17 protein-coding genes are annotated in these 19117 nt (G+C 73.7%); 13 read left to right on the forward strand and 4 right to left on the reverse strand.

Going from position 1 to position 19117, the window contains the following annotated elements:
• Positions 1-33: 33 nt before the first annotated feature.
• Positions 34-648 (forward strand): winged helix-turn-helix domain-containing protein, encoded by a 615-nt coding sequence (locus K7862_RS08545; protein WP_222961837.1) that lies wholly within the window; start codon positions 34-36, stop codon positions 646-648.
• The gene (locus tag K7862_RS08550; RefSeq protein WP_222961838.1) at positions 648-2048 is read left to right on the forward strand and encodes an MFS transporter; all 1401 of its coding nucleotides are present in this window, start codon (positions 648-650) and stop codon (positions 2046-2048) included. Before K7862_RS08545 ends, K7862_RS08550 begins: the two co-directional genes overlap by 1 nt.
• A gap of 3 nt (positions 2049-2051) precedes the next feature.
• Here the strand turns inward: K7862_RS08550 and K7862_RS08555 are convergent, their stop codons facing one another.
• On the reverse strand, positions 2052-2267 hold the full coding sequence (locus K7862_RS08555; protein ID WP_222961993.1) for a hypothetical protein: 216 nt from the start codon (positions 2265-2267) through the stop codon (positions 2052-2054).
• A 132-nt stretch (positions 2268-2399) separates the two neighbouring features.
• Here K7862_RS08555 and holA point away from each other — a divergent pair, with 132 nt between their 5' ends.
• The gene (holA, locus tag K7862_RS08560) at positions 2400-3386 is read left to right on the forward strand and encodes a DNA polymerase III subunit delta (RefSeq protein WP_222961839.1); all 987 of its coding nucleotides are present in this window, start codon (positions 2400-2402) and stop codon (positions 3384-3386) included.
• 326 nt (positions 3387-3712) lie between these two features.
• Here holA and rpsT read toward each other — a convergent pair whose 3' ends face one another.
• Positions 3713-3979 carry a 30S ribosomal protein S20 gene (gene rpsT, locus K7862_RS08565; protein WP_222961840.1) on the reverse strand — a complete coding sequence of 89 codons (267 nt, stop codon included), beginning with the start codon at positions 3977-3979 and terminating at the stop codon, positions 3713-3715.
• A gap of 193 nt (positions 3980-4172) precedes the next feature.
• Between rpsT and lepA the strand changes: the two genes are divergently transcribed.
• The 4 genes from lepA to hemW all read left to right on the forward strand — a co-directional run bounded on the left by lepA (position 4173) and on the right by hemW (position 12019).
• Positions 4173-6056: a translation elongation factor 4 gene (gene lepA / locus K7862_RS08570; protein ID WP_222961841.1), complete on the forward strand. Its 1884-nt coding sequence runs from the start codon at positions 4173-4175 to the stop codon at positions 6054-6056.
• A 129-nt stretch (positions 6057-6185) separates the two neighbouring features.
• Positions 6186-8069: an AMP-dependent synthetase/ligase gene (locus K7862_RS08575; protein WP_222961842.1), complete on the forward strand. Its 1884-nt coding sequence runs from the start codon at positions 6186-6188 to the stop codon at positions 8067-8069.
• A 230-nt stretch (positions 8070-8299) separates the two neighbouring features.
• Positions 8300-10090: a SpoIIE family protein phosphatase gene (locus K7862_RS08580; protein WP_222961843.1), complete on the forward strand. Its 1791-nt coding sequence runs from the start codon at positions 8300-8302 to the stop codon at positions 10088-10090.
• Positions 10091-10786: 696 nt separating this feature from the next.
• Complete coding sequence (gene hemW, locus K7862_RS08585) at positions 10787-12019, forward strand: radical SAM family heme chaperone HemW (RefSeq protein ID WP_222961844.1); 1233 nt, start codon at positions 10787-10789, stop codon at positions 12017-12019.
• Between the two features lie 65 nt (positions 12020-12084).
• Here the strand turns inward: hemW and K7862_RS08590 are convergent, their stop codons facing one another.
• Positions 12085-12924 carry a DUF3097 domain-containing protein gene (locus K7862_RS08590; RefSeq protein WP_222961845.1) on the reverse strand — a complete coding sequence of 280 codons (840 nt, stop codon included), beginning with the start codon at positions 12922-12924 and terminating at the stop codon, positions 12085-12087.
• A gap of 94 nt (positions 12925-13018) precedes the next feature.
• Complete coding sequence (locus K7862_RS08595; protein WP_308011905.1) at positions 13019-13774, reverse strand: MBL fold metallo-hydrolase; 756 nt, start codon at positions 13772-13774, stop codon at positions 13019-13021.
• Between the two features lie 182 nt (positions 13775-13956).
• On the opposite strand from K7862_RS08595, the gene hrcA reads away from it, so the two are divergent.
• From hrcA to K7862_RS08625, 6 genes are all read left to right on the forward strand, one after another.
• A complete protein-coding gene (gene hrcA / locus K7862_RS08600; RefSeq protein ID WP_222961846.1) occupies positions 13957-14973 on the forward strand; it encodes a heat-inducible transcriptional repressor HrcA in 1017 nt (338 codons plus the stop codon).
• The gene (gene dnaJ / locus K7862_RS08605; RefSeq protein WP_222961847.1) at positions 14974-16110 is read left to right on the forward strand and encodes a molecular chaperone DnaJ; all 1137 of its coding nucleotides are present in this window, start codon (positions 14974-14976) and stop codon (positions 16108-16110) included.
• Positions 16111-16306: 196 nt separating this feature from the next.
• Positions 16307-17368 (forward strand): nitronate monooxygenase, encoded by a 1062-nt coding sequence (locus K7862_RS08610; RefSeq protein ID WP_222961848.1) that lies wholly within the window; start codon positions 16307-16309, stop codon positions 17366-17368.
• Positions 17365-18108 (forward strand): 16S rRNA (uracil(1498)-N(3))-methyltransferase, encoded by a 744-nt coding sequence (locus K7862_RS08615; protein ID WP_222961849.1) that lies wholly within the window; start codon positions 17365-17367, stop codon positions 18106-18108. The genes K7862_RS08610 and K7862_RS08615 overlap by 4 nt, the downstream gene beginning before the upstream one ends.
• Positions 18109-18143: 35 nt before the next feature.
• On the forward strand, positions 18144-18587 hold the full coding sequence (locus K7862_RS08620) for an NUDIX domain-containing protein (RefSeq protein ID WP_222961995.1): 444 nt from the start codon (positions 18144-18146) through the stop codon (positions 18585-18587).
• A gap of 135 nt (positions 18588-18722) precedes the next feature.
• Positions 18723-19106 (forward strand): hypothetical protein, encoded by a 384-nt coding sequence (locus tag K7862_RS08625; protein ID WP_222961850.1) that lies wholly within the window; start codon positions 18723-18725, stop codon positions 19104-19106.
• Positions 19107-19117 lie beyond the last annotated feature (11 nt).

Genomic DNA, 19117 nt, shown 5'->3' on the forward strand with positions numbered 1-19117 from the left:
TAAGCACTTCTTTAGAAAGATACCTTGATGAGCATGGCGGAGAAAAAGCAGAGCCGGTCCAAGGTCGAGCTCACCGATCCCCGGGCGCTGCGCGCCTACGCCCACCCCACCCGGATGACGCTGGCCGGGCTGCTGCGCCGCGAAGGCCCGCTCACCGCGACCCGCGCCGCCGAACTCACCGGCGAATCGGTCGCGAGCTGCTCGTACCACCTGCGGATCCTGGCCAAGTACGGGCTGGTGGAGGAGGACGACCCGGGCGGCCCGGGGCGCGAGAAGCCGTGGCGGGCCACCGCCGAGTACACGGGCTGGCCCGGCTACTCCGAGGACCCGGCCGTCGCCGAGGCCGCCAACGCGCTGACGCTCGCCGTCGCCGAGAACCACTTCCACCGCATGACCCGCGCGCTGGAGGCGCGCCGGGAGCTGCCCCCGGAGTGGCAGGAGGCGGAGCGGTTCACCGACGTCACGCTCTATCTCACCCCGCAGGAACTCACCGAGCTGGGGGAGCGGATCGACGCCCTGGTGGCCCGGTACGCCGACCGCGGGAGCGACCCGTCGCTGCGGCCGGAGGGGGCCCGCCGCGTGCCCTACCTGCAGATCGCGTACGTCGCCCCCGAACCCGAACCGCCCGCCCGGGAGGAGGAGCCGTGATGAGCGCCGCCACCGCTGTACGGGGCCTCGGCCGCCGGGTTCCGGCGCTGCTGCACGACCGGCCGTTCCGCCGCTACTGGACCGGGCAGACCGTCTCGTTCCTGGGTGACGAGATCACCTTCCTCGCCCTCCCGCTGGCCGCCGTGCTCGTCCTCCACGCCGACCCCGCCCAGATGGGCTGGCTGTCGATGGCCGGGCTGCTGCCCGCGCTGCTCTTCTCGATGGCGGCCGGAGCCTGGGCGGACCGCCGGGGGCGGCGGCGCGCGGTGATGATCGCCGCGGACCTCGGCCGGGCGGCGCTGATGGTCTCGGTCCCGGTCGCGTACGCGCTCGGCGTGCTCGGGCTGCCGCAGCTCTACGTGGTGGCCTTCGCGGTGGGCGTGCTGGCCGTGGTCTTCGACGTCTGCAACGCCACGCTGTTCGTGTCGCTGGTGAAACCCGAGCAGTACGTCGAGGGGAACGCGCTGGGCAACGGCAGCAGGGCGTTCTCGTTCGTGGCCGGGCCGAGCGCCGGCGGGCTGCTCGTCCAGGTGCTCGCCGCGCCCCTGGCGCTGCTCGCCGACGCCGTGTCCTACCTGGTCTCGGCGGTCACCCTGAGCCGGATCGCGCCCGACGAGCCGCCCCCGGCCACCCCGGTCAAGGGCCACTTCTCCGCCGGGCTCCGCTTCATCTTCCGCAGCCCCGTGCTGCGGGCCCTGGTGACGTCCGCGGCCACGGTGAACTTCTTCAACTTCATCTTCCACACCCTGGTCGTCCTCTACGCCGTCGACCGGCTCGGGCTGAGCGCCGGCACGCTGGGCGTGGTGGTCGGCGCGGGAGCGGTCGGCGGTCTGGCGGGCGCCGTGCTGACCGGCCGGATCGTGCGCCGGGTCGGCATCGGGCCGACGATCGTCCTCGGCTGCGTCGGCTTCCCCGCGCCGCTGATGCTGGTGCCGCTGGCCGGCGGGCCCGAGCCCGCCGTGCTGGCGCTGCTGTTCACCTCGGAGTTCCTGTCCGGGATCGGCCTGATGCTGCTCGACATCGGCAGCGGCTCACTCCAGGCCGCGGTCATACCTGACGCGTTGCGGTCGCGGGTCTCGGGCGCGTTCCGCACGGTCAACTACGGCATGCGCCCGCTCGGCGCGCTGGTCGGCGGCCTGCTGGGCAGCACCCTCGGCGTGCGGCCGACGCTGTGGATCGCCACGGCGGGCGGCGTGCTCTGCGTGCTGTGGCTGCTCCCGTCCCCGGTGCCGGGGTTGCGCGAGCTGCCCGAGAAGGCCGTCCTGGCCGACGCCGGCCCGGACTCCGTCACCACCCCGGCCGCAGACTCCGCCGGGGCCGGGGCCGGGGCCGGGGCCGGGGCCGGGGCCGGGGCACCGCGGGCAGCCGAGGCGTCCCGGGCGGAGGCGACGCGGCGGTAGCCGCTACTCCAGCCAGCCCTCGAACTCCTCGGCCAGGGAGTCCAGTTCGGCGGTGTCCAGCGCTCCCGCCGGGTCCTCGACCACGACCAGCCACTGGGCGTCCTCCGCGTCGTCCTCCCCGGCGAGCGCGTCCCGGACCAGGCGCGGCTCCGCGGACAGCGCGAAGCGGGAGGTCAGCAGCTCCGCCACCTCCTCGGCGGCGTCGCGGTCGGGCAGCACGAGAACGTGCGGGCCGTGCGGGCCGTCTGGGTCGTGGGGGCCGTCGGGGCCGCGGTGGTCGGGGGTCTCAGCGCTCACCCCGGTATTGTCCCCGGGCCCGGTTGTCGGCGGGCCGTGGGATGCTGGTCGGCGATGGCCAGGAAGACCGCACCCGACGACGTCCTCGCTCCGCTCACCCTCGCCGTGGGCCAGGAGGACCTGCTGCTCGACCGCGCCGTGCGCGAGGTGGTGACGGCCGCCCGCGCCGCCGATCCGGACACCGACGTGCGCGACCTGACGTCCGACGCCCTGCAGCCCGGGACGCTCGCCGAGCTGACCAGCCCGTCGCTGTTCGCCGAGCGCAAGGTCATCGTCGTCAGGAACGCCCAGGACCTCTCGGCCGACAGCGTCAAGGAGGTCAGGGCCTACATCGGCGCGCCCGTCGAGGAGGTCGTGCTGGTGCTGCTGCACGCCGGCGGCGCCAAGGGCAAGGCGCTGCTCGACGCCGCGCGCAAGGCCGGCGCCCGCGAGGTGGCCTGCCCGAAGATGACCAAGCCCGCCGACCGGCTGGCGTTCGTCCGCGGCGAGTTCCGCACCCTGGGCCGTTCCGCGACGCCCGAGGCCGCCCAGGCGCTGGTCGACGCCCTGGGCAGCGACCTGCGCGAGCTCGCCAGCGCCTGCGCCCAGCTGGTGGCCGACACCGACGGCACGGTGGACGTCGCGGTGGTCGCCCGGTACTACACCGGCCGCGCGGAGGCGACCGGCTTCGAGGTCGCCGACCTCGCGGTCACCGGCCGGACCGCCGAGGCGCTGGAGCGCCTGCGCTGGGCGGTGTCCGTCGGCCAGCCGCTGCCCGGCATCACCTTCGCCCTGGCCTCCGGCGTGCGCGCCATCGGCAAGCTCGCCTCCGCCCCCCGCGGGGCCAACCCCGGCCAGCTCGCCCGTGATCTGGGCATGCCGCCGTGGAAGATCGACCGCGTCCGGCAGCAGATGCGCAGCTGGAGCGCGGACGGTGTCTCGGTCGCGCTGCGCGCGGTCGCCGAGGCCGACGCCGCCGTCAAGGGCGGGGGTGCCGACCCCGCCTACGCGCTGGAGAAGGCAGTCGTCACCATCGCCCGCGCCGCCCGCTCCCGCGGCTAGCGGCACCCGGCGCTCACACCTCGCGGCTCACCAGCGCCTCACACCTCTCGCTCCACCGGTGTGACCGAGTGACCGATGCCCTCCGACGGCCTGACCCGACAGCACCCGCCGCACACGACAGCACCGCCCGCCCGGGAAGTCCGGGCGGGCGGTGCTGTGTGCTTCCGATCGGGTGCGATCAGGCTTCCGCGCCCAGCACCGCAGCAACGTGGCGAACGTCCGAGTGCGGTGCGATGGTCCGAGCGATGCGGGTCCGGGCGGTAGAGGGGCCGCTGGTTCCGGTTGTCCGCGGTGCCGTGGACCGCTGGGTCGTCGGAAGCCGGTGATCAGCCCTCGAGCGCGGAGACCGACTGAGCCAGCGCCGACTTCTTGTTGGCGGCCTGGTTCTTGTGGATGACGCCCTTGCTGACGGCCTTGTCGAGCTTGCGGGCGGCGGAGCGCGCGGCCTCGTTGGCCTTCTCCGCGTCACCGGCGGCCACGGCCTCGCGGGTACGGCGGATCGCGGTCTTCAGCTCGGACTTGACGGCCTTGTTGCGCTGGCGCGCCTTCTCGTTGGTCTTGTTGCGCTTGATCTGGGACTTGATGTTCGCCACGAAAGAGCCTTCTCAGGTTCGTACTGCTCGGGTACCTACTGGTGAGCGCCTCGGGTAGAGGGCACGAGGCGCAGCGCCCCAGATTAACAGCAGCCCGCTCCGGCTCCCAAACCGGAGCAGGGCCCGGCTCATGGGACTATGGACAGCAACGTACAGGTAGCAACGTGCCGCGTCTCAAGAAAATGGACCCTGCGTGCCCGCCATCCCTTCCCATGTGCCGCACAACGTGCCGGAGCCCAGCCGTACCGATCCGGCGCTGATCCGCAATTTCTGCATCATCGCCCACATCGACCACGGCAAGTCGACGCTGGCCGACCGGATGCTGCAGCTCACCGGCGTCGTCGACCAGCGGCAGATGCGCGCCCAGTACCTCGACCGCATGGACATCGAGCGTGAGCGGGGCATCACGATCAAGTCCCAGGCGGTCCGGCTGCCGTGGGCGCCGACCGCCGGGGAGCAGGCGGGCCGGACCCACATCCTCAACATGATCGACACCCCGGGCCACGTGGACTTCACCTACGAGGTCTCCCGCTCGCTGGCCGCCTGCGAGGGCACGGTCCTGCTGGTGGACGCCGCACAGGGCATCGAGGCGCAGACGCTGGCCAACCTCTACCTGGCGATGGAGAACGACCTCACCATCGTGCCGGTGCTGAACAAGATCGACCTGCCGGCCGCCCAGCCGGAGAAGTTCGCCGAGGAGCTGGCCAACCTCATCGGCTGCGACCCCGACGACGTGCTGCGGGTGTCGGCCAAGACCGGCGTCGGCGTGGACGCGCTGCTGGACCGCGTGGTGCGGGACGTGCCGGCCCCGGTGGGCGTCAAGGACGCCCCCGCCCGCGCGATGATCTTCGACTCGGTCTACGACTCCTACCGGGGCGTCGTCACCTACGTCCGGGTCGTCGACGGCCAGCTCAACAAGCGCGAGCGGATCCGGATGATGTCCACCGGCGCCACGCACGAGCTGCTGGAGATCGGCACCAACTCGCCCGAGATGCTCCCGGCCGACGGTCTGGGCGTCGGCGAGGTGGGCTACCTGATCACCGGTGTGAAGGACGTCCGGCAGTCCAAGGTCGGTGACACCATCACCAGCCAGAGCGCCGGCGCCACCGTGCCGCTGGGCGGCTACAAGGACCCCAAGCCGATGGTGTTCTCCGGCCTGTACCCGCTGGACGGCTCGGACTACCCGGAGCTGCGCGAGGCCCTGGACAAGCTGCAGCTCAACGACGCGGCGCTGGTCTACGAGCCGGAGACGTCCGCCGCGCTCGGCTTCGGCTTCCGCGTCGGCTTCCTGGGCCTGCTGCACCTGGACGTGATCCGGGAGCGCCTGGAGCGCGAGTTCGGCCTCGACCTGATCGCGACCGCGCCCAACGTGGTCTACCGGGTGATCATGGAGGACGGCTCGGAGCACGTCGTCACCAACCCCAGCGAGTTCCCCGAGGGCAAGCTCGCCGAGGTGTACGAGCCGGTGGTGCGCGCCACCGTCCTGGCGCCCACCGAGTTCATCGGCGCGATCATGGAACTCTGCCAGAACCGGCGCGGCTCGCTGCTCGGCATGGACTACCTGTCCGAGGACCGGGTCGAGATCCGCTACACCCTGCCGCTGGCCGAGATCGTCTTCGACTTCTTCGACCAGCTGAAGTCCAAGACCCGCGGCTACGCCTCGCTGGACTACGAGCCCACCGGCGAGCAGAGCGCCGACCTGGTCAAGGTCGACATCCTGCTGCACGGCGACAAGGTCGACGCGTTCTCCGCGATCACCCACAAGGAGAAGGCGTACGCCTACGGCGTGCGGCTGGTGGCCAAGCTCCGGGAGCTCATCCCGCGGCAGAACTTCGAGGTGCCCATCCAGGCGGCCATCGGCTCGCGGGTCATCGCCCGTGAGACGGTGCGCGCCATCCGCAAGGACGTGCTCGCCAAGTGCTATGGCGGAGACATCTCCCGTAAGCGCAAGCTGCTGGAGAAGCAGAAGGAAGGCAAGAAGCGGATGAAGATGGTGGGCAGCGTGGAGGTCCCGCAGGAGGCGTTCATCGCGGTGCTGTCCACCGACTCGGACGGGGACGGCAAAGCGAAGAAGTGAAGAGAGCTTCACGATTACAAGCCGACGGCCTTTTCCCCTTACGCGCAGGCCGTCGGCGCTCTACCCTGATCCGACCGACTAGGTTACTGGTGAGTTAACAAGGCCCGGAACGGCCCGGAGGTAGTAGTCGTGACCGACACCCAGACGTTGCTCGAGACTCGGCCGCCCTCCGTGGCCACGCTCTTCCTGGAGCGGGTCGCCGCCACCCCGGACGCCGAGGCCTACCGCTACCCCGTTCCCCCGGACAGCGGACAGGGCCCCGACGGATGGAAGTCACTCACCTGGAGCCAGGCCGCGACGCGGGTGTACGCGATCGCGGCCGGCCTCATGGACCTCGGGGTGCGGGCCGAGGAACGGGTCGCGATCGCCGCCAACACCAGCGTCGACTGGATCCTCTCGGACCTCGGCGTGCTCTGTGCGGGCGCGGCCACCACCACGGTCTATCCGAGCACCAACGCCGACGAGACCGCCTTCATCCTCGCCGACTCCGGCAGCCGGGTGCTGATCGCCGAGGACGCCGGGCAGCTCGCCAAGGCCCGTGCCCGCAGGGCCGAGCTGCCCGACCTCGCCCACGTCGTGGTGATCGACCCGGCCGGCGCCACCGACACCGAGGGCGACGGCTGGGTGCTGTCCCTCGAACAGCTGGAGAAGCGCGGCGCCGCCTACCTGGAGGCGCACCCCGCGGCGGTCACCGACGCGATCGCCCGCATCACCAGCGACCAGCTCGCCACGCTCATCTACACCTCCGGCACCACCGGCCGCCCCAAGGGCGTGCGGCTGCCGCACGACGCCTGGGCGTACATGGCCCGGGCCATCCAGTCGATCGGCCTGCTCGACGAGAACGACGTGCAGTACCTGTGGCTGCCGCTCGCCCACGTCTTCGGCAAGGTGCTCACCGCCGGGCACATCACCGTCGGGCACGTCACCGCCGTCGACGGACGGGTCGACAAGATCATCGAGAACCTGCCGGTCGTCCAGCCCACCTACATGGCGGCCGTCCCGCGCATCTTCGAGAAGGTCTACAACGGCGTCGCGGCCAAGGCCCGGGCGGGCGGCCCCGCGAAGTACAAGATCTTCCAGTGGGCCGCCGAGGTCGCCCGCGAGTACGCCAGGACGACCCAGGACAACCTGCGGCTGACCGGCACGCCGAGCGCCCCGGTGGGCCTGCGGGCCAAGCACGCGCTGGCCGACAAGCTCGTGTACGCCAAGCTGCGCGAGGCGTTCGGCGGCCGGCTGCGGGCCTGTGTGTCCGGCTCGGCCGCACTCGCCCCCGACATCGGCTACTTCTTCTCCGGGGCCGGCATCCACATCCTGGAGGGCTACGGCCTCACCGAGTCCAGCGCCGCCAGCTTCGTCAACCCCGGCGAGTCCTACCGCACCGGCACCGTCGGCAAGGCGCTGCCCGGGCTCGAGGTCCGGATCGCCGAGGACGGCGAGATCCTGCTGCGCGGCCCCGGCATCATGCAGGGCTACCACGGCCTGCCGGAGAAGACCTCCGAGGTGCTGGAGCCCGACGGCTGGTTCCACACCGGGGACATCGGCGAGCTCTCGCCCGACGGCTTCCTCAAGATCACCGACCGCAAGAAGGACCTGATCAAGACCTCCGGCGGCAAGTACATCGCGCCCGCCGAGGTCGAGGGCCAGTTCAAGGCGGTCTGCCCCTACGTCAGCAACGTCCTCGTCGTCGGCGGCGGCCGCAACTTCTGCACCGCGCTGCTCGCCCTCGACGAGCCGACCATCCTCGACTGGGCCAAGGAGAACGGCCTGGAGGGCCGCGGCTACGCCGAGGTGGTCGGCAGCGACCAGGTCCGCGAACTGATCCAGGGCTACGTGGACCAGCTCAACGACGGGCTGCAGCGCTGGCAGCAGATCCGCAAGTTCCGCCTGCTGCCGCGCGACCTCGACGTCGAGCACGGCGACCTCACCCCGAGCCTGAAGCTGAAGCGGCCCGTGGTGGAGCGGGAGTTCGCGCCGCTCATCGAGGAGATGTACGCCGGGGCCCGCGAGTCCTGAGGGGCGCCGGCCGGCTGGAGACGGCGGGCTGGAGTCGGCGGGCTGGAGTCGGCGGGCTGGAGACGGCGGGCTGGAGTCGGCGGGCTGGAGACGGTCGGGCGGCGGGCGGTCGCGCGGAGGGTAGTCGATGACACGCCCCCGCACGGGCGAATGCGCGTCAACGGCGCACGAAGGAGGGAGACGGCCCCGGCTTCGGGGACCTGACCCCCTTCCGGTGCCAGGCTGAGCGCGTGAGCCCCACCGCAGCGGTGGCCCGAGCGCACGGCCGGGCCACCGGCACCAGCCTCCCGGGCAACGAGCTCGCCGCAGGCGCGGCCCGCAGATTCCTGCGCGCCGCGCTCGCGGAGTGGGCCGACCCGTTCTTCGCCGACCGCGTCGTGGACGACGGCACCCTCCTGGTCAGCGAGCTGGTCACGAACGCCGTGGTCCACGCCGGAACCGCCGTGGAGCTCGTCTGCCGGCTCGATCCGGCCGAGTCCGCGCTCGTCCTGGAGGTCACCGACCACCACCCCGCCCGCGCGCTGCGGGCCGACGCCGACCACGCGGAGCCCGGTCGCGGGAACGAGCGTGCCGAGGCAATCCGCGCCGGCGCCGACCGGTCCGAGGCGGGCCGCGGGCTCCACCTCGTCGCGGCGCTCTCCGACACCTGGGGCGTCACCTACCGCCGCGACCGCAAGACCGTCTGGTGCGCCATCGCCCTGACGGCCCCGCCCGAGCCGGCCGTGCGCATCCCCGCGCAGCTTCTCGCGCCCAGCCTGCCGGCCCAGCCGCGGCGGACCGAGCCGGGCTGGAGCGACCACGGTTCGCTGTCGTTCCTGGCCGAGGCGTCGGACCTGCTCGCCGGGCAGCTCGACGAGGACAACGTCGCCTCGCTCGCCGGGCAGCTGCTGGTGCCGCGGCTCGCTGACTGGTGCGCGGTCTGGCTCTACCCCGGCGGCGCCGCCCCCCGCCTCGCGCACGTCTGGCACAGCGCGGAGCAGCGCATCGACGGCCTGCGGGAGGTCCTGGAGCGGACCCCGGTCCCGCCCGGCGACCGGCCCGGCGCCAGGGTCCACCCCTGGCCCGGAGGCGACGCCACCCCCTGCGGCCCCGGCACCGCGCTCGCCGTCCCGCTGATCGCCGCCGGCCGCTGCCACGGCACCCTGCTGCTGGGCTCCGCCGCCCCGCGGGGCCTGCCCGACGGCGGGCTCGGCCTGGTCGAGGACTTCGCCCGCCGGGTCGCCCTCGCCCTCGGCACCGCCCGGCAGTACGCCCGCCAGGCGATGATCAGCACCGTGCTGCAGCGGGGCCTGCTGCCGCCGGCCTCCGGACGCATCCCCGGCGTCGACCACGCCGTCGTCTACGAGCCGACGGCCGGCGACTGGGTCGGCGGGGACTTCTACGACCTGTTCCCGGCCGGTGACGGCCGCTGGTGCTTCGCACTGGGCGACGTGTGCGGGAGCGGCCCGGAGGCCGCGTCGCTGGCCGGGATCGCCCGGCCGGTGCTGCGGCTGCTGGCGCGCGAGGGGTGCGGGGTCGCGGACGTCCTCGACCGCCTCAACAGGGCGCTCGCCGACGAGGCCGCGACGGCGCTGCTCGCGGAGAACACCGCGTGGGACGGGCACGCGCGGTTCCTCTCCCTGCTGTACGGGGAGATCCGGCCGGGCCGGCCGGGGCGCGGCGCCCGGGTGAACCTGGCCTCGGCCGGCCACCCGCTGCCGCTGGTGCTCGCGCCCGACGGCACGGTGCGGCCCGCGGCCACCCCGCAGATGCTGCTGGGGATCTCGGACGACGCCCGCTACACCGGGGAGAGCTTCGAGCTGGCGCCCGGTGACACCCTGCTGTGCGTGACGGACGGGGTGACCGAGCGGCGGCACGGGGACCGCCAGTTCGACGACGAGGACGGCCTGGCGGCCGCGCTCAGCCGCTGCACGGGGTTGCCTGCGGCAGGCGTGGCGGAGCGGCTGCGCAAGGCCGTCCACGAGTACGACGAGACGCCGCCCGCGGACGACCTCGCCCTCCTCGTCCTCCAAGCCCTCTGACCTCCGGCCCGGTCGCCCGTCCCCGCTCGGGCAGCACTAAGCCCTGCGCGGGCCGCGGTCCGCCTGGGAACGGTGTGCGGTAAGCCCTGCGCGGGCCGCGGTTCGCCTACGAACGGTGTGCGCCAAGCCCTGCGCGGGCTGCGGTCCGCCTGGGAACGGTGTGCGTTGGGCCCCGACAGGGGCGCGGGGAACTGCGCGGTCAGCCACGACGCGTGCCGCAGTCCGTCACCGTCCTGGAGGGGCTGTTCGGTCCGTTCCGGACCACCGGCCGGCGGCCGGTTGCCCTGCGCGGGCTGGGTCCGCCTGCGTACGGTGTGCGGTAAGCCCTGCGCGGGCCGCGGTCCGCCTGGGAACGGTGTGCGTTGGGCCCCGGCAGGGGCGCGGGGAACTGCGCGACCGGCCACGACGCGTGCCGCAGTCCGTCACCGTCCTGGAGGGGCTGTTCGGTCCGTTCCGGACCACCGGCCGGCGGCCGGTTGCTCGCGCTGGGGGCGCCTCCCGGGCGAAGAATGGGGGACCTCGCACCCCCTGATGGTTGCCGTTCGCCCGCACAGGGCGAGCCGCTCTCCTCGCGCGGGAGAGACCCCTTGCCCGGGAGAGGGCGAACCCGGGTCAGGGCGGGCCCTGGAGTGGGGCGAGGTGGGGGGCGCGGGCCGCACAGGGCGCGTACCGTGCAGGCGGGGGATACTGGAGGGCATGCCTTCCGTACTCCCCGAGGGGGAACCCGTGCCGGCGGACGGCGCCCTACCGCGCCACGCCCTGGACGGGGCCGCCACCCGCCCCCTCGGCTTCTACCTGCACGTGCCCTACTGCGCGACCCGCTGCGGCTACTGCGACTTCAACACCTACACCGCCTCCGAGCTTCGCGGCTCCGGCGGCGCCCTGGCCTCCCGCGAGAACTACGCGGACGTGCTGATCGAGGAGGTCCGCCGGGCCCGCAAGGTGCTGGGCGACGACCCGCGCCAGGTCGAGACCGTCTTCGTGGGGGGCGGCACCCCCACCCTGCTGCCCGCCGCCGACCTCGGCCGGATGCTCGCCGCGATCCGCGACGAGTTCGGCCTCGCGCCGGGCGCGGAGGTGACCACCGAGGCCAACCCCGAGTCCGTCGACCCGGCCTACCTGGCCGGACTGCGGGAGAGCGGCTTCACCCGGATGTCGTTCGGGATGCAGAGCGCCCGGCAGCACGTCCTGAAGGTGCTCGACCGCACCCACACCCCCGGCCGGCCCGAGGCCTGCGTGGCCGAGGCCCGCGCGGCCGGGTTCGACCACGTCAACCTCGACCTGATCTACGGCACCCCGGGCGAGACCGACGCGGACTGGCTGGCCTCCCTGGACGCGGCGATCGGCGCCGGCCCCGACCACGTCTCGGCCTACGCCCTGATCGTGGAGGAGGGCACCCAGCTCGCCCGGCGGATCCGCCGCGGCGAGGTGCCGATGACCGACGACGACGTGCACGCCGACCGCTACCTGCTGGCCGAGGAGCGCCTCGCCGCGGCCGGTTTCTCCTGGTACGAGGTCTCCAACTGGGCGACCACCGAGGCCGGGCGCTGCCGGCACAACGAGCTGTACTGGACGGGTGCGGACTGGTGGGGCGCGGGCCCGGGGGCGCACAGCCACGTCGGCGGCGTGCGCTGGTGGAACGTCAAGCACCCCGGCGCGTACGCGCAGGCTCTGGCGGAGGGCCGTACGCCCGGCGCGGGGCGCGAGGTGCTGAGCGACGAGGACCGGCGGGTCGAGCGGATCCTGCTGGAACTGCGGCTGTCGCAGGGCTGCCCGCTGGACCTGCTCGCCGAGCGGGGCGCGGCCGCGGCGGCCCGTGCCGTTACGGACGGCCTCCTGGAGCCCGGCCCCTACGGCGACGGCCGGGCCGTCCTCACTCTGCGCGGCCGGCTGCTGGCCGACGCCGTCGTCCGGGACCTGGTCGACTGAGGAAGGCGCCCCCCGTCCGGCGGACTGCCCTCCCGGCGGACCGACCGCCGGGTCGGCGCCCCACGTCAGGCGTCCGGCCCGGCCGGCTCCGTCACGAAGTCGATGAGGTGCTCGACGGAGCCGAGGAGCTCCGGCTGCAGGTCGCGGTAGGAGGAGACGGACGCCAGGATCCGCTGCCACGCCTCGCCCGTCGTCATCCGCCACCCGAGGGCCCGGCACACGCCCGTCTTCCAGTCCTCGCCGCGCGGCACCCGCGGCCACCCCGGGATGCCCACCGAGGACGGCTTCACGGCCTCCCAGACGTCGATGAAGGGGTGGCCGACGACCAGCACGTCCGAGCCGGTCACGGACGCGGCGATCCGCGACTCCTTCGAGCCGGGCACCAGGTGGTCGACCAGCACGCCGAGCCGTGCGCCGGGAGCGGGGGAGAAGGCCGCGACGATGGCGGGAAGGTCGTCCACGCCCTCCAGGTACTCCACGGCCACGCCCTCGACCCGCAGGTCGTGGCCCCACACCCGTTCCACCAGCTCGGCGTCGTGGCGGCCCTCGACGTAGATCCGGCCCGCCCTGGCCACCCGCGCCTTCGCCCCGGTGACCGCGATCGAGCCGGACGCCGAGAGCAGCGGGCCGCGGGGCCGGGGCGCGGCCTGCGGCCGGACCAGGGTGACGGGACGGCCGTCGATCAGGAAGCCGCCCGGCGTCATGGGGAAGACCCGGTGCTTGCCGAACCGGTCCTCCAGGGTGACGGTCAGGCCCTCCGCGGTCTTCTCCACGCGCACCACCGCGCCGCAGAAGCCCGTCGCGGGGTCCTCGACGACCAGGTCCGGCTCCGCCGGGACCTCCGGCGGCGGCGCGGACTTCTTCCACGGCGGCGTCAGATCGGGGTCGTAACTCCTGCTGCGCATGCAGGAGATCGTAGCCACGCCGCCTGCCGGCGGCGGCGAACCGGGCCGCCGCGCCCCCGGCGGACCGTGCTCACGCCTCCGCGGCGGACCGTGCTCACGCCTCCGCGGCGAACCGTTCGGCCAGGGCGTCCCGCTGGGCCCGCACGAAGCGCGCGTCGACCACCGCGCCGTGCCCCGGCACGTACCGCGCCGTCTCGCCGCCGAGCGCGAGCAGCGCGTCCAGGGTGTCCGCCCACTTCGCGGTGACCGCGTCGTCGCCGGCCTGCGGCTCGCCGGACTCCTCGACGAGATCGCCGCAGAACACCACCGCCGGGTCGCTGGCCGTCGAGCCGGGCACCAGCACCACCAGGTCGTGCCCGGTGTGTCCCGGGCCCAGGTGCACCAGCCGCACCGGGCGCTCCCCGAGGTCGAGCGCCAGCTCGCCCAGCACCGGCCGGTCGGGGTGCACCAGGAACCGTACGGCCTCCGCCGTCTCCAGCCGGTCCGCGCCGTGCTCCGCCGCGACGATCGGCATCCGCAGCTGCTCACGGCGCAGGTAGGCGCCCAGCGACTGCTCGCCGTACACCTCGGCGCCCGGGAACTCGCCGGTGCCCAGGACGTGGTCGAAGTGGCCGTGGGTGAGGACGACGTGCGTGACCTCCCGCCCGGTCAGCGCCTCGACCTGCTCGCGCAGCTCGGCGCCCTCGCGCAGACTGGAACCGGTGTCGACCAGCAGCACCCCCTCGGCGCCCACCACCAGGCCGATCGTCACGTCCAGGAAGGGCAGCCGGCGCCGCGCCACTCCTGGCGCGAGCTGCTCCCACACCGAAGCTCCGGTGTCCGGCTCCTCCGCGTTCCGCTCAGAATCCACAGGGCGACGCTATCGCCGCGACCCGCTCCGCGCGCATCCGCGGGGCGTTCACGGCCAGTCGTTCGGCTGCCGGTCTTGCAGAGCCCTTGTGGCCTCGCCGTACACTGGCTGCGGGAAAGCTGGCACTCGAAACAGCGGAGTGCCAGGCAGGACGGGTCAGACCCCGGGGCTGGAGGTGCGCGATGCTGAGCGAACGCCGACTCGAAGTGCTGCGTGCCATCGTTCAGGACTACGTCGGCACCGAGGAGCCGGTCGGGTCCAAGGCGCTCACCGAGCGCCACCGGCTCGGCGTGTCCCCCGCCACGGTGCGCAACGACATGGCCGTGCTGGAGGAGGAGGGCTACATCGCCCAGCCCCATACCAGCGCGGGCCGGATCCCGACCGACAAGGGCTACCGGCTCTTCGTCGACAAGCTGGCGGGCGTCAAGCCGCTGTCGGTGGCCGAGCGCCGCGCGATCCAGAACTTCCTCGACGGCGCCGTCGACCTCGACGACGTGGTCGGCCGCACGGTACGGCTGCTCGCGCAGCTCACCCGGCAGGTCGCCGTCGTGCAGTACCCGTCGCTGACCCGGTCCTCGGTCCGGCACGTGGAACTGCTGTCGCTGGCGCCGGCCCGCATCATGCTGGTGCTGATCACCGACACCGGCCGGGTCGAGCAGCGGCTGATCGACTGCGTGGCGCCGGTCGGCGAGACGGTGCTGGCCGACCTGCGCGCGCGGCTCAACAGCCGCGTCGTCGGCCGCCGCTTCACCGACGTGCCGCCGCTGGTGCAGGACCTGCCGGAGAGCTTCGAGGCCGACGACCGCCCGGCCGTCGCCGGTGTGCTCGCCACACTCCTCGAAACCCTCGTCGAGGAGAAGGAAGAGCGCATCATGCTGGGCGGGGCCGCGAACCTCACCCGCTTCAACCACGACTTCCCGCTGACGATCCGCCCGGTCCTGGAGGCCCTGGAGGAGCAGATGGTGCTCCTGAAGCTCCTCGGCGAGGCCACGGACTCGACCATGACGGTCCGGATCGGGCATGAGAATTTTCACGAGGGCCTCAATTCCACCTCCGTGGTGGCGGTCGGCTACGGTTCGGGCGACGAGGCAGTCGCCAAACTCGGCGTGGTCGGACCGACCCGCATGGACTACCCCGGAACGATGGGAGCGGTACGCGCAGTGGCACGTTACGTCGGACAGATCCTGGCGGAGTCGTAAGTGGCCACGGACTACTACGCCGTACTGGGCGTACGCCGCGACGCAGGGCCGGACGAGATCAAGAAGGCGTTCCGCCGCCTCGCCCGTGAACTGCACCCGGACGTCAATCCGGACCCCAAGACGCAGGAGCGGTTCAAGGAGATCAACGCCGCCTACGAGGTGCTCTCCGACCCGCAGAAGAAGCAGGTCTACGACCTCGGCGGCGACCCGCTGTCCGCGGCCGGCGGGGCCGGCGGCGCGGGCGGCTTCGGCGCGGGCTTCGGCAACTTCAGCGACATCATGGACGCGTTCTTCGGGCAGTCGTCGCAGCGCGGGCCGCGCTCGCGCACGCGCCGCGGCCAGGACGCCATGATCCGCCTGGAGGTCGAGCTCGACGAGGCGGCCTTCGGCACCACCAAGGACATCCAGGTCGACACCGCGGTCACCTGCGGGACCTGCAACGGCGAGGGGGCGGCGCCGGGCACCTCGGCGCAGACCTGCGACATGTGCCGCGGCCGCGGCGAGGTGTCCCAGGTCACCCGGTCCTTCCTCGGCCAGGTCATGACGTCCCGGCCGTGCCCGCAGTGCCAGGGGTTCGGCACGGTCGTGCCCACGCCGTGCCCGGAGTGCGCGGGTGACGGACGCGTACGGTCGCGCCGCACGCTGACGGTGAAGATCCCGGCGGGCGTCGACAACGGCACGCGGATCCAGCTCGCCGGCGAGGGCGAGGTCGGGCCCGGCGGCGGGCCGGCCGGCGACCTGTACGTGGAGATCCGCGAGGTTCCGCACCCGGTGTTCCAGCGGCGCGGGGACGACCTGCACTGCACGGTCACCATCCCCATGACGGCGGCCGCGCTCGGTACGAAGTGCCCGCTGGAGACGCTGGACGGGCTGGAGGAGGTCGACATCCGGCCCGGCACCCAGTCCGGGCAGTCGATCCCGCTGCACCAGCGGGGCGTCACGCACCTGCGCGGCGGGGGGCGCGGGGACCTGATCGTCCACGTCGAGGTGGTCACCCCGAACAAGCTCGACCCCGACCAGGAGGAGCTGCTGCGGCGGCTCGCCAAGCTCCGCGGTGAGGAGCGGCCCACCGGGCAGTTCGCGCCGGGGCAGCAGGGGTTGTTCTCGCGGCTCAAGGATGCCTTCAACGGCCGCTAGAGCGGCCTCCTCCGTCCTCAGCGAGTACCCGCGCTCGGGTGGGGCCCTCCCCCCAGCGCGACAAGCCACAGCGAACCGGTGGACGGCGACGGCGGCCCGGGGGCAGCCCCGGAGGGGGGCGGGTATGGCCGAGGGGTGGGGGCAGGGGGACGCCCCTTACGGGGGTGAACTGTGAGGGGCATGGCACCATGACGGCATGCCCGTGACCGACCTCTCCTCCTTCTCGGCGTTCCCGATCATCCAGGCGCCGATGGCCGGGGGCGCCTCCAACCCCCGGCTCGCCGCTGCGGTCGCCGCGGCCGGCGGCCTCGGGTTCCTCGCGGCCGGGTACAAGACCTCGGAGGCGATGTACGAGGAGATCCGCCAGCTCCGGGATCTGACCTCGCAGCCCTTCGGTGTCAACCTGTTCATGCCCCAGCCCGCCACCGCGGACCGCTCCGCCGTCGCCGTGTACGCCGAGCAGCTCGCCGGCGAGGCGGCCTGGTACGGCACGGAGCTGGGCGACCCGGACAGCGGCGGTGACGACGCGTACGACGCGAAGGTCGCGGTGCTGCTGGAGGACCCCGTGCCGATGGTGAGCTTCACCTTCGGCTGCCCGGAGCGCGCGGTGCTGGACGCCTTCGCGAAGGCCGGCACGTACACCGTGGTCACCGTCACCTCCGCGGCCGAGGCGCTGACCGCCCAGTGGGCCGGCGCGGACGCGGTGTGCGTGCAGGGTGTGGAGGCGGGCGGCCACCAGGGCACGCACCGCGACGACCCGCAGCTCGACCACGCCGGCCTCGGCCTGCTCTCGCTGATCCCGCAGGTGCGCGAGGCCGTGCAGCTCCCGCTGATCGCCGCCGGGGGCCTGATGCGCGGCAGCCAGATCGCCGCGGCGATGACGGCGGGGGCGGACGCGGCGGCGCTGGGCACGGCGTTCCTGCTCTGCCCGGAGTCCGGCGCCAGCCCCGTGCACAAGCGCGCGGTCACCGACCCCGTCTTCGCCCGCACCGAGCTGACCCGGGCGTTCTCCGGGCGCCCGGCCCGCGGCCTGGTCAACCGCTTCATGCGCGAGCATGGCGCGTACGCCCCGCCCGGCTACCCGCAGGTCCACTACCTGACCTCGCCGCTGCGCAAGGCGGCGGCGGACGCGGGCGACGCCCAGGGGATGGCGCTGTGGGCGGGACAGGGCCACCGGCTGGCCCGCGAGCTGTCGGCGGGCGCCCTCGTGGAGATCCTCGCCGCCGAGCTGCAGGCCGCCCGGGGGGTGCGGGTATGACCGCGCCGGTCTTCCTCGTCGAGCCGGCCGTCCTCGACGGCGCACCGTCCCGGCTGACCCTGGACGGCCCGGAGGGGCGGCACGCGGTGTCGGTGCGTCGGCTGACCGCGGGTGAGGAGGTCGTGCTCACCGACGGCGAGGGCCGCGGGGCGTTCGGCACGGTGGCCGCGGCCGAGGGCAAGGACCTGCTGCACGTCGACGTCACCGAGGTGCGGACCGAGACCGCGCCGGCCGCCCGGATCACCGTGGTCCAGGCGCTGCCCAAGGGCGACCGCGGCGAGCTGGCCGTGGAGACGATGACGGAGGCCGGCGTCGACGTCGTGGTGCCGTGGGCGGCGTCGCGCTGCGTCACCCAGTGGCGCGGCGAGCGGGGCGCGAAGTCGCTGGCGAAGTGGCGTTCCACCGCGCGGGAGGCGGCCAAGCAGTCGCGCCGGCTGCGGTTCCCCACCGTGACCGATCTGATGACGACCCGTCAGGTCGCCGCGCTGCTGGGCGAGGCCGCGTTCGCGGGCGTCCTGCACGAGGAGGGCTCGGCGCCGCTGGCCGCCGTCCCGCTGCCCGCCGAGGGCTCGCTGGTGCTCGTGGTCGGCCCGGAGGGTGGTGTCTCGCCGGAGGAGATCGGGCTGTTCCGCGAGGCGGGCGCGCCGCCGTACCGGCTGGGCCCGACGGTGCTGCGCACCTCCACCGCGGGGGTGGCGGCGACGGCGCTGCTGCTGACCCGTACCGGCCGCTGGTCGTGACCGGCGGTCCGCGGGCCGGCGACGCGTCGGGCTCGATGACCGTGCTCGTCGCGGCGGTGATCGTGCACGACACGGCGCGGGACCGCATCGTGCTGCTGCGGCGCGGTGCGGGCAGTCCGTTCGGGCACGGGCTGTGGGATCTGCCGGCCGGCAAGTGCGAGCCGGCGGAGCCGGTCACGCACGCCGCGGTGCGCGAACTCCGCGAGGAGACCGGCCTGGTGGTGGACCCGCAGGCACTCACCTTGGCGCACGTCCTGCACGCGGGCACCGGCGTCGGCGCGCCGAACGGCTACCTCACCGTGGCGTTCGCCGCCCGCGCCTGGTCCGGTGAGCCGGAGAACCGGGAGCCCGGCAAGCACGACCACGTGGGCTGGGTACGACTCGACGCGCTGCCGCGGGAGTTGGTGCCGAGCGCGGACAAGGTGCTGCGGGGCTGGCGGGCCGGCCTGCCCGGCCCCACCCTGCACCGCTGGGACTGACGCCCGCGCCGCAGCACCGATGCCGACGCCGGCTCGGACGCCGATCGTTCCCCGCGCCCGCGCGTCAGACCCGTAGGGGCAGCGTCGACCCTGCGGGGGATGGACCGGTCCCAACGCGCGGAGGAGCGTGGGGGGATGGGACGCAAGGGGAAGGTCTGGCCGGCCGTTGCCGTGTGCGCGGTCGCCGTCGCCGTGGTCAGCGGGTGCGATCCCGCGGACGGCCTGGGGGCGAGCGCCGTGTCCGCCACCACCGACCAACTGGCCACGCACGCGCTGAAACACGACCACGTCAAGGTGCAGTGGCTCTCGTGCAGCGCCTCCACCGGCGCGAGGTCGGCGAAGGTGGACTGCCTGGGACGCACCGACGACCAGCAGAAGATCACCGTGAAGGGCACCGTCACCGAGCAGTTGGACGACACCTGCGTGCGCGGGAGGCTGGTCGCCGTCGTGGGCGGCCGGACCGTCTTCGACGTGCGGGGACTCGGCGACTGTGACCGGCCCAGCCCGGTGCGGAGTTGATCGAAGTTAGG

Source organism: Actinacidiphila acidipaludis (assembly GCF_019890725.1).
GTDB classification, from domain to species: Bacteria; Actinomycetota; Actinomycetes; order Streptomycetales; family Streptomycetaceae; genus Actinacidiphila; species Actinacidiphila acidipaludis.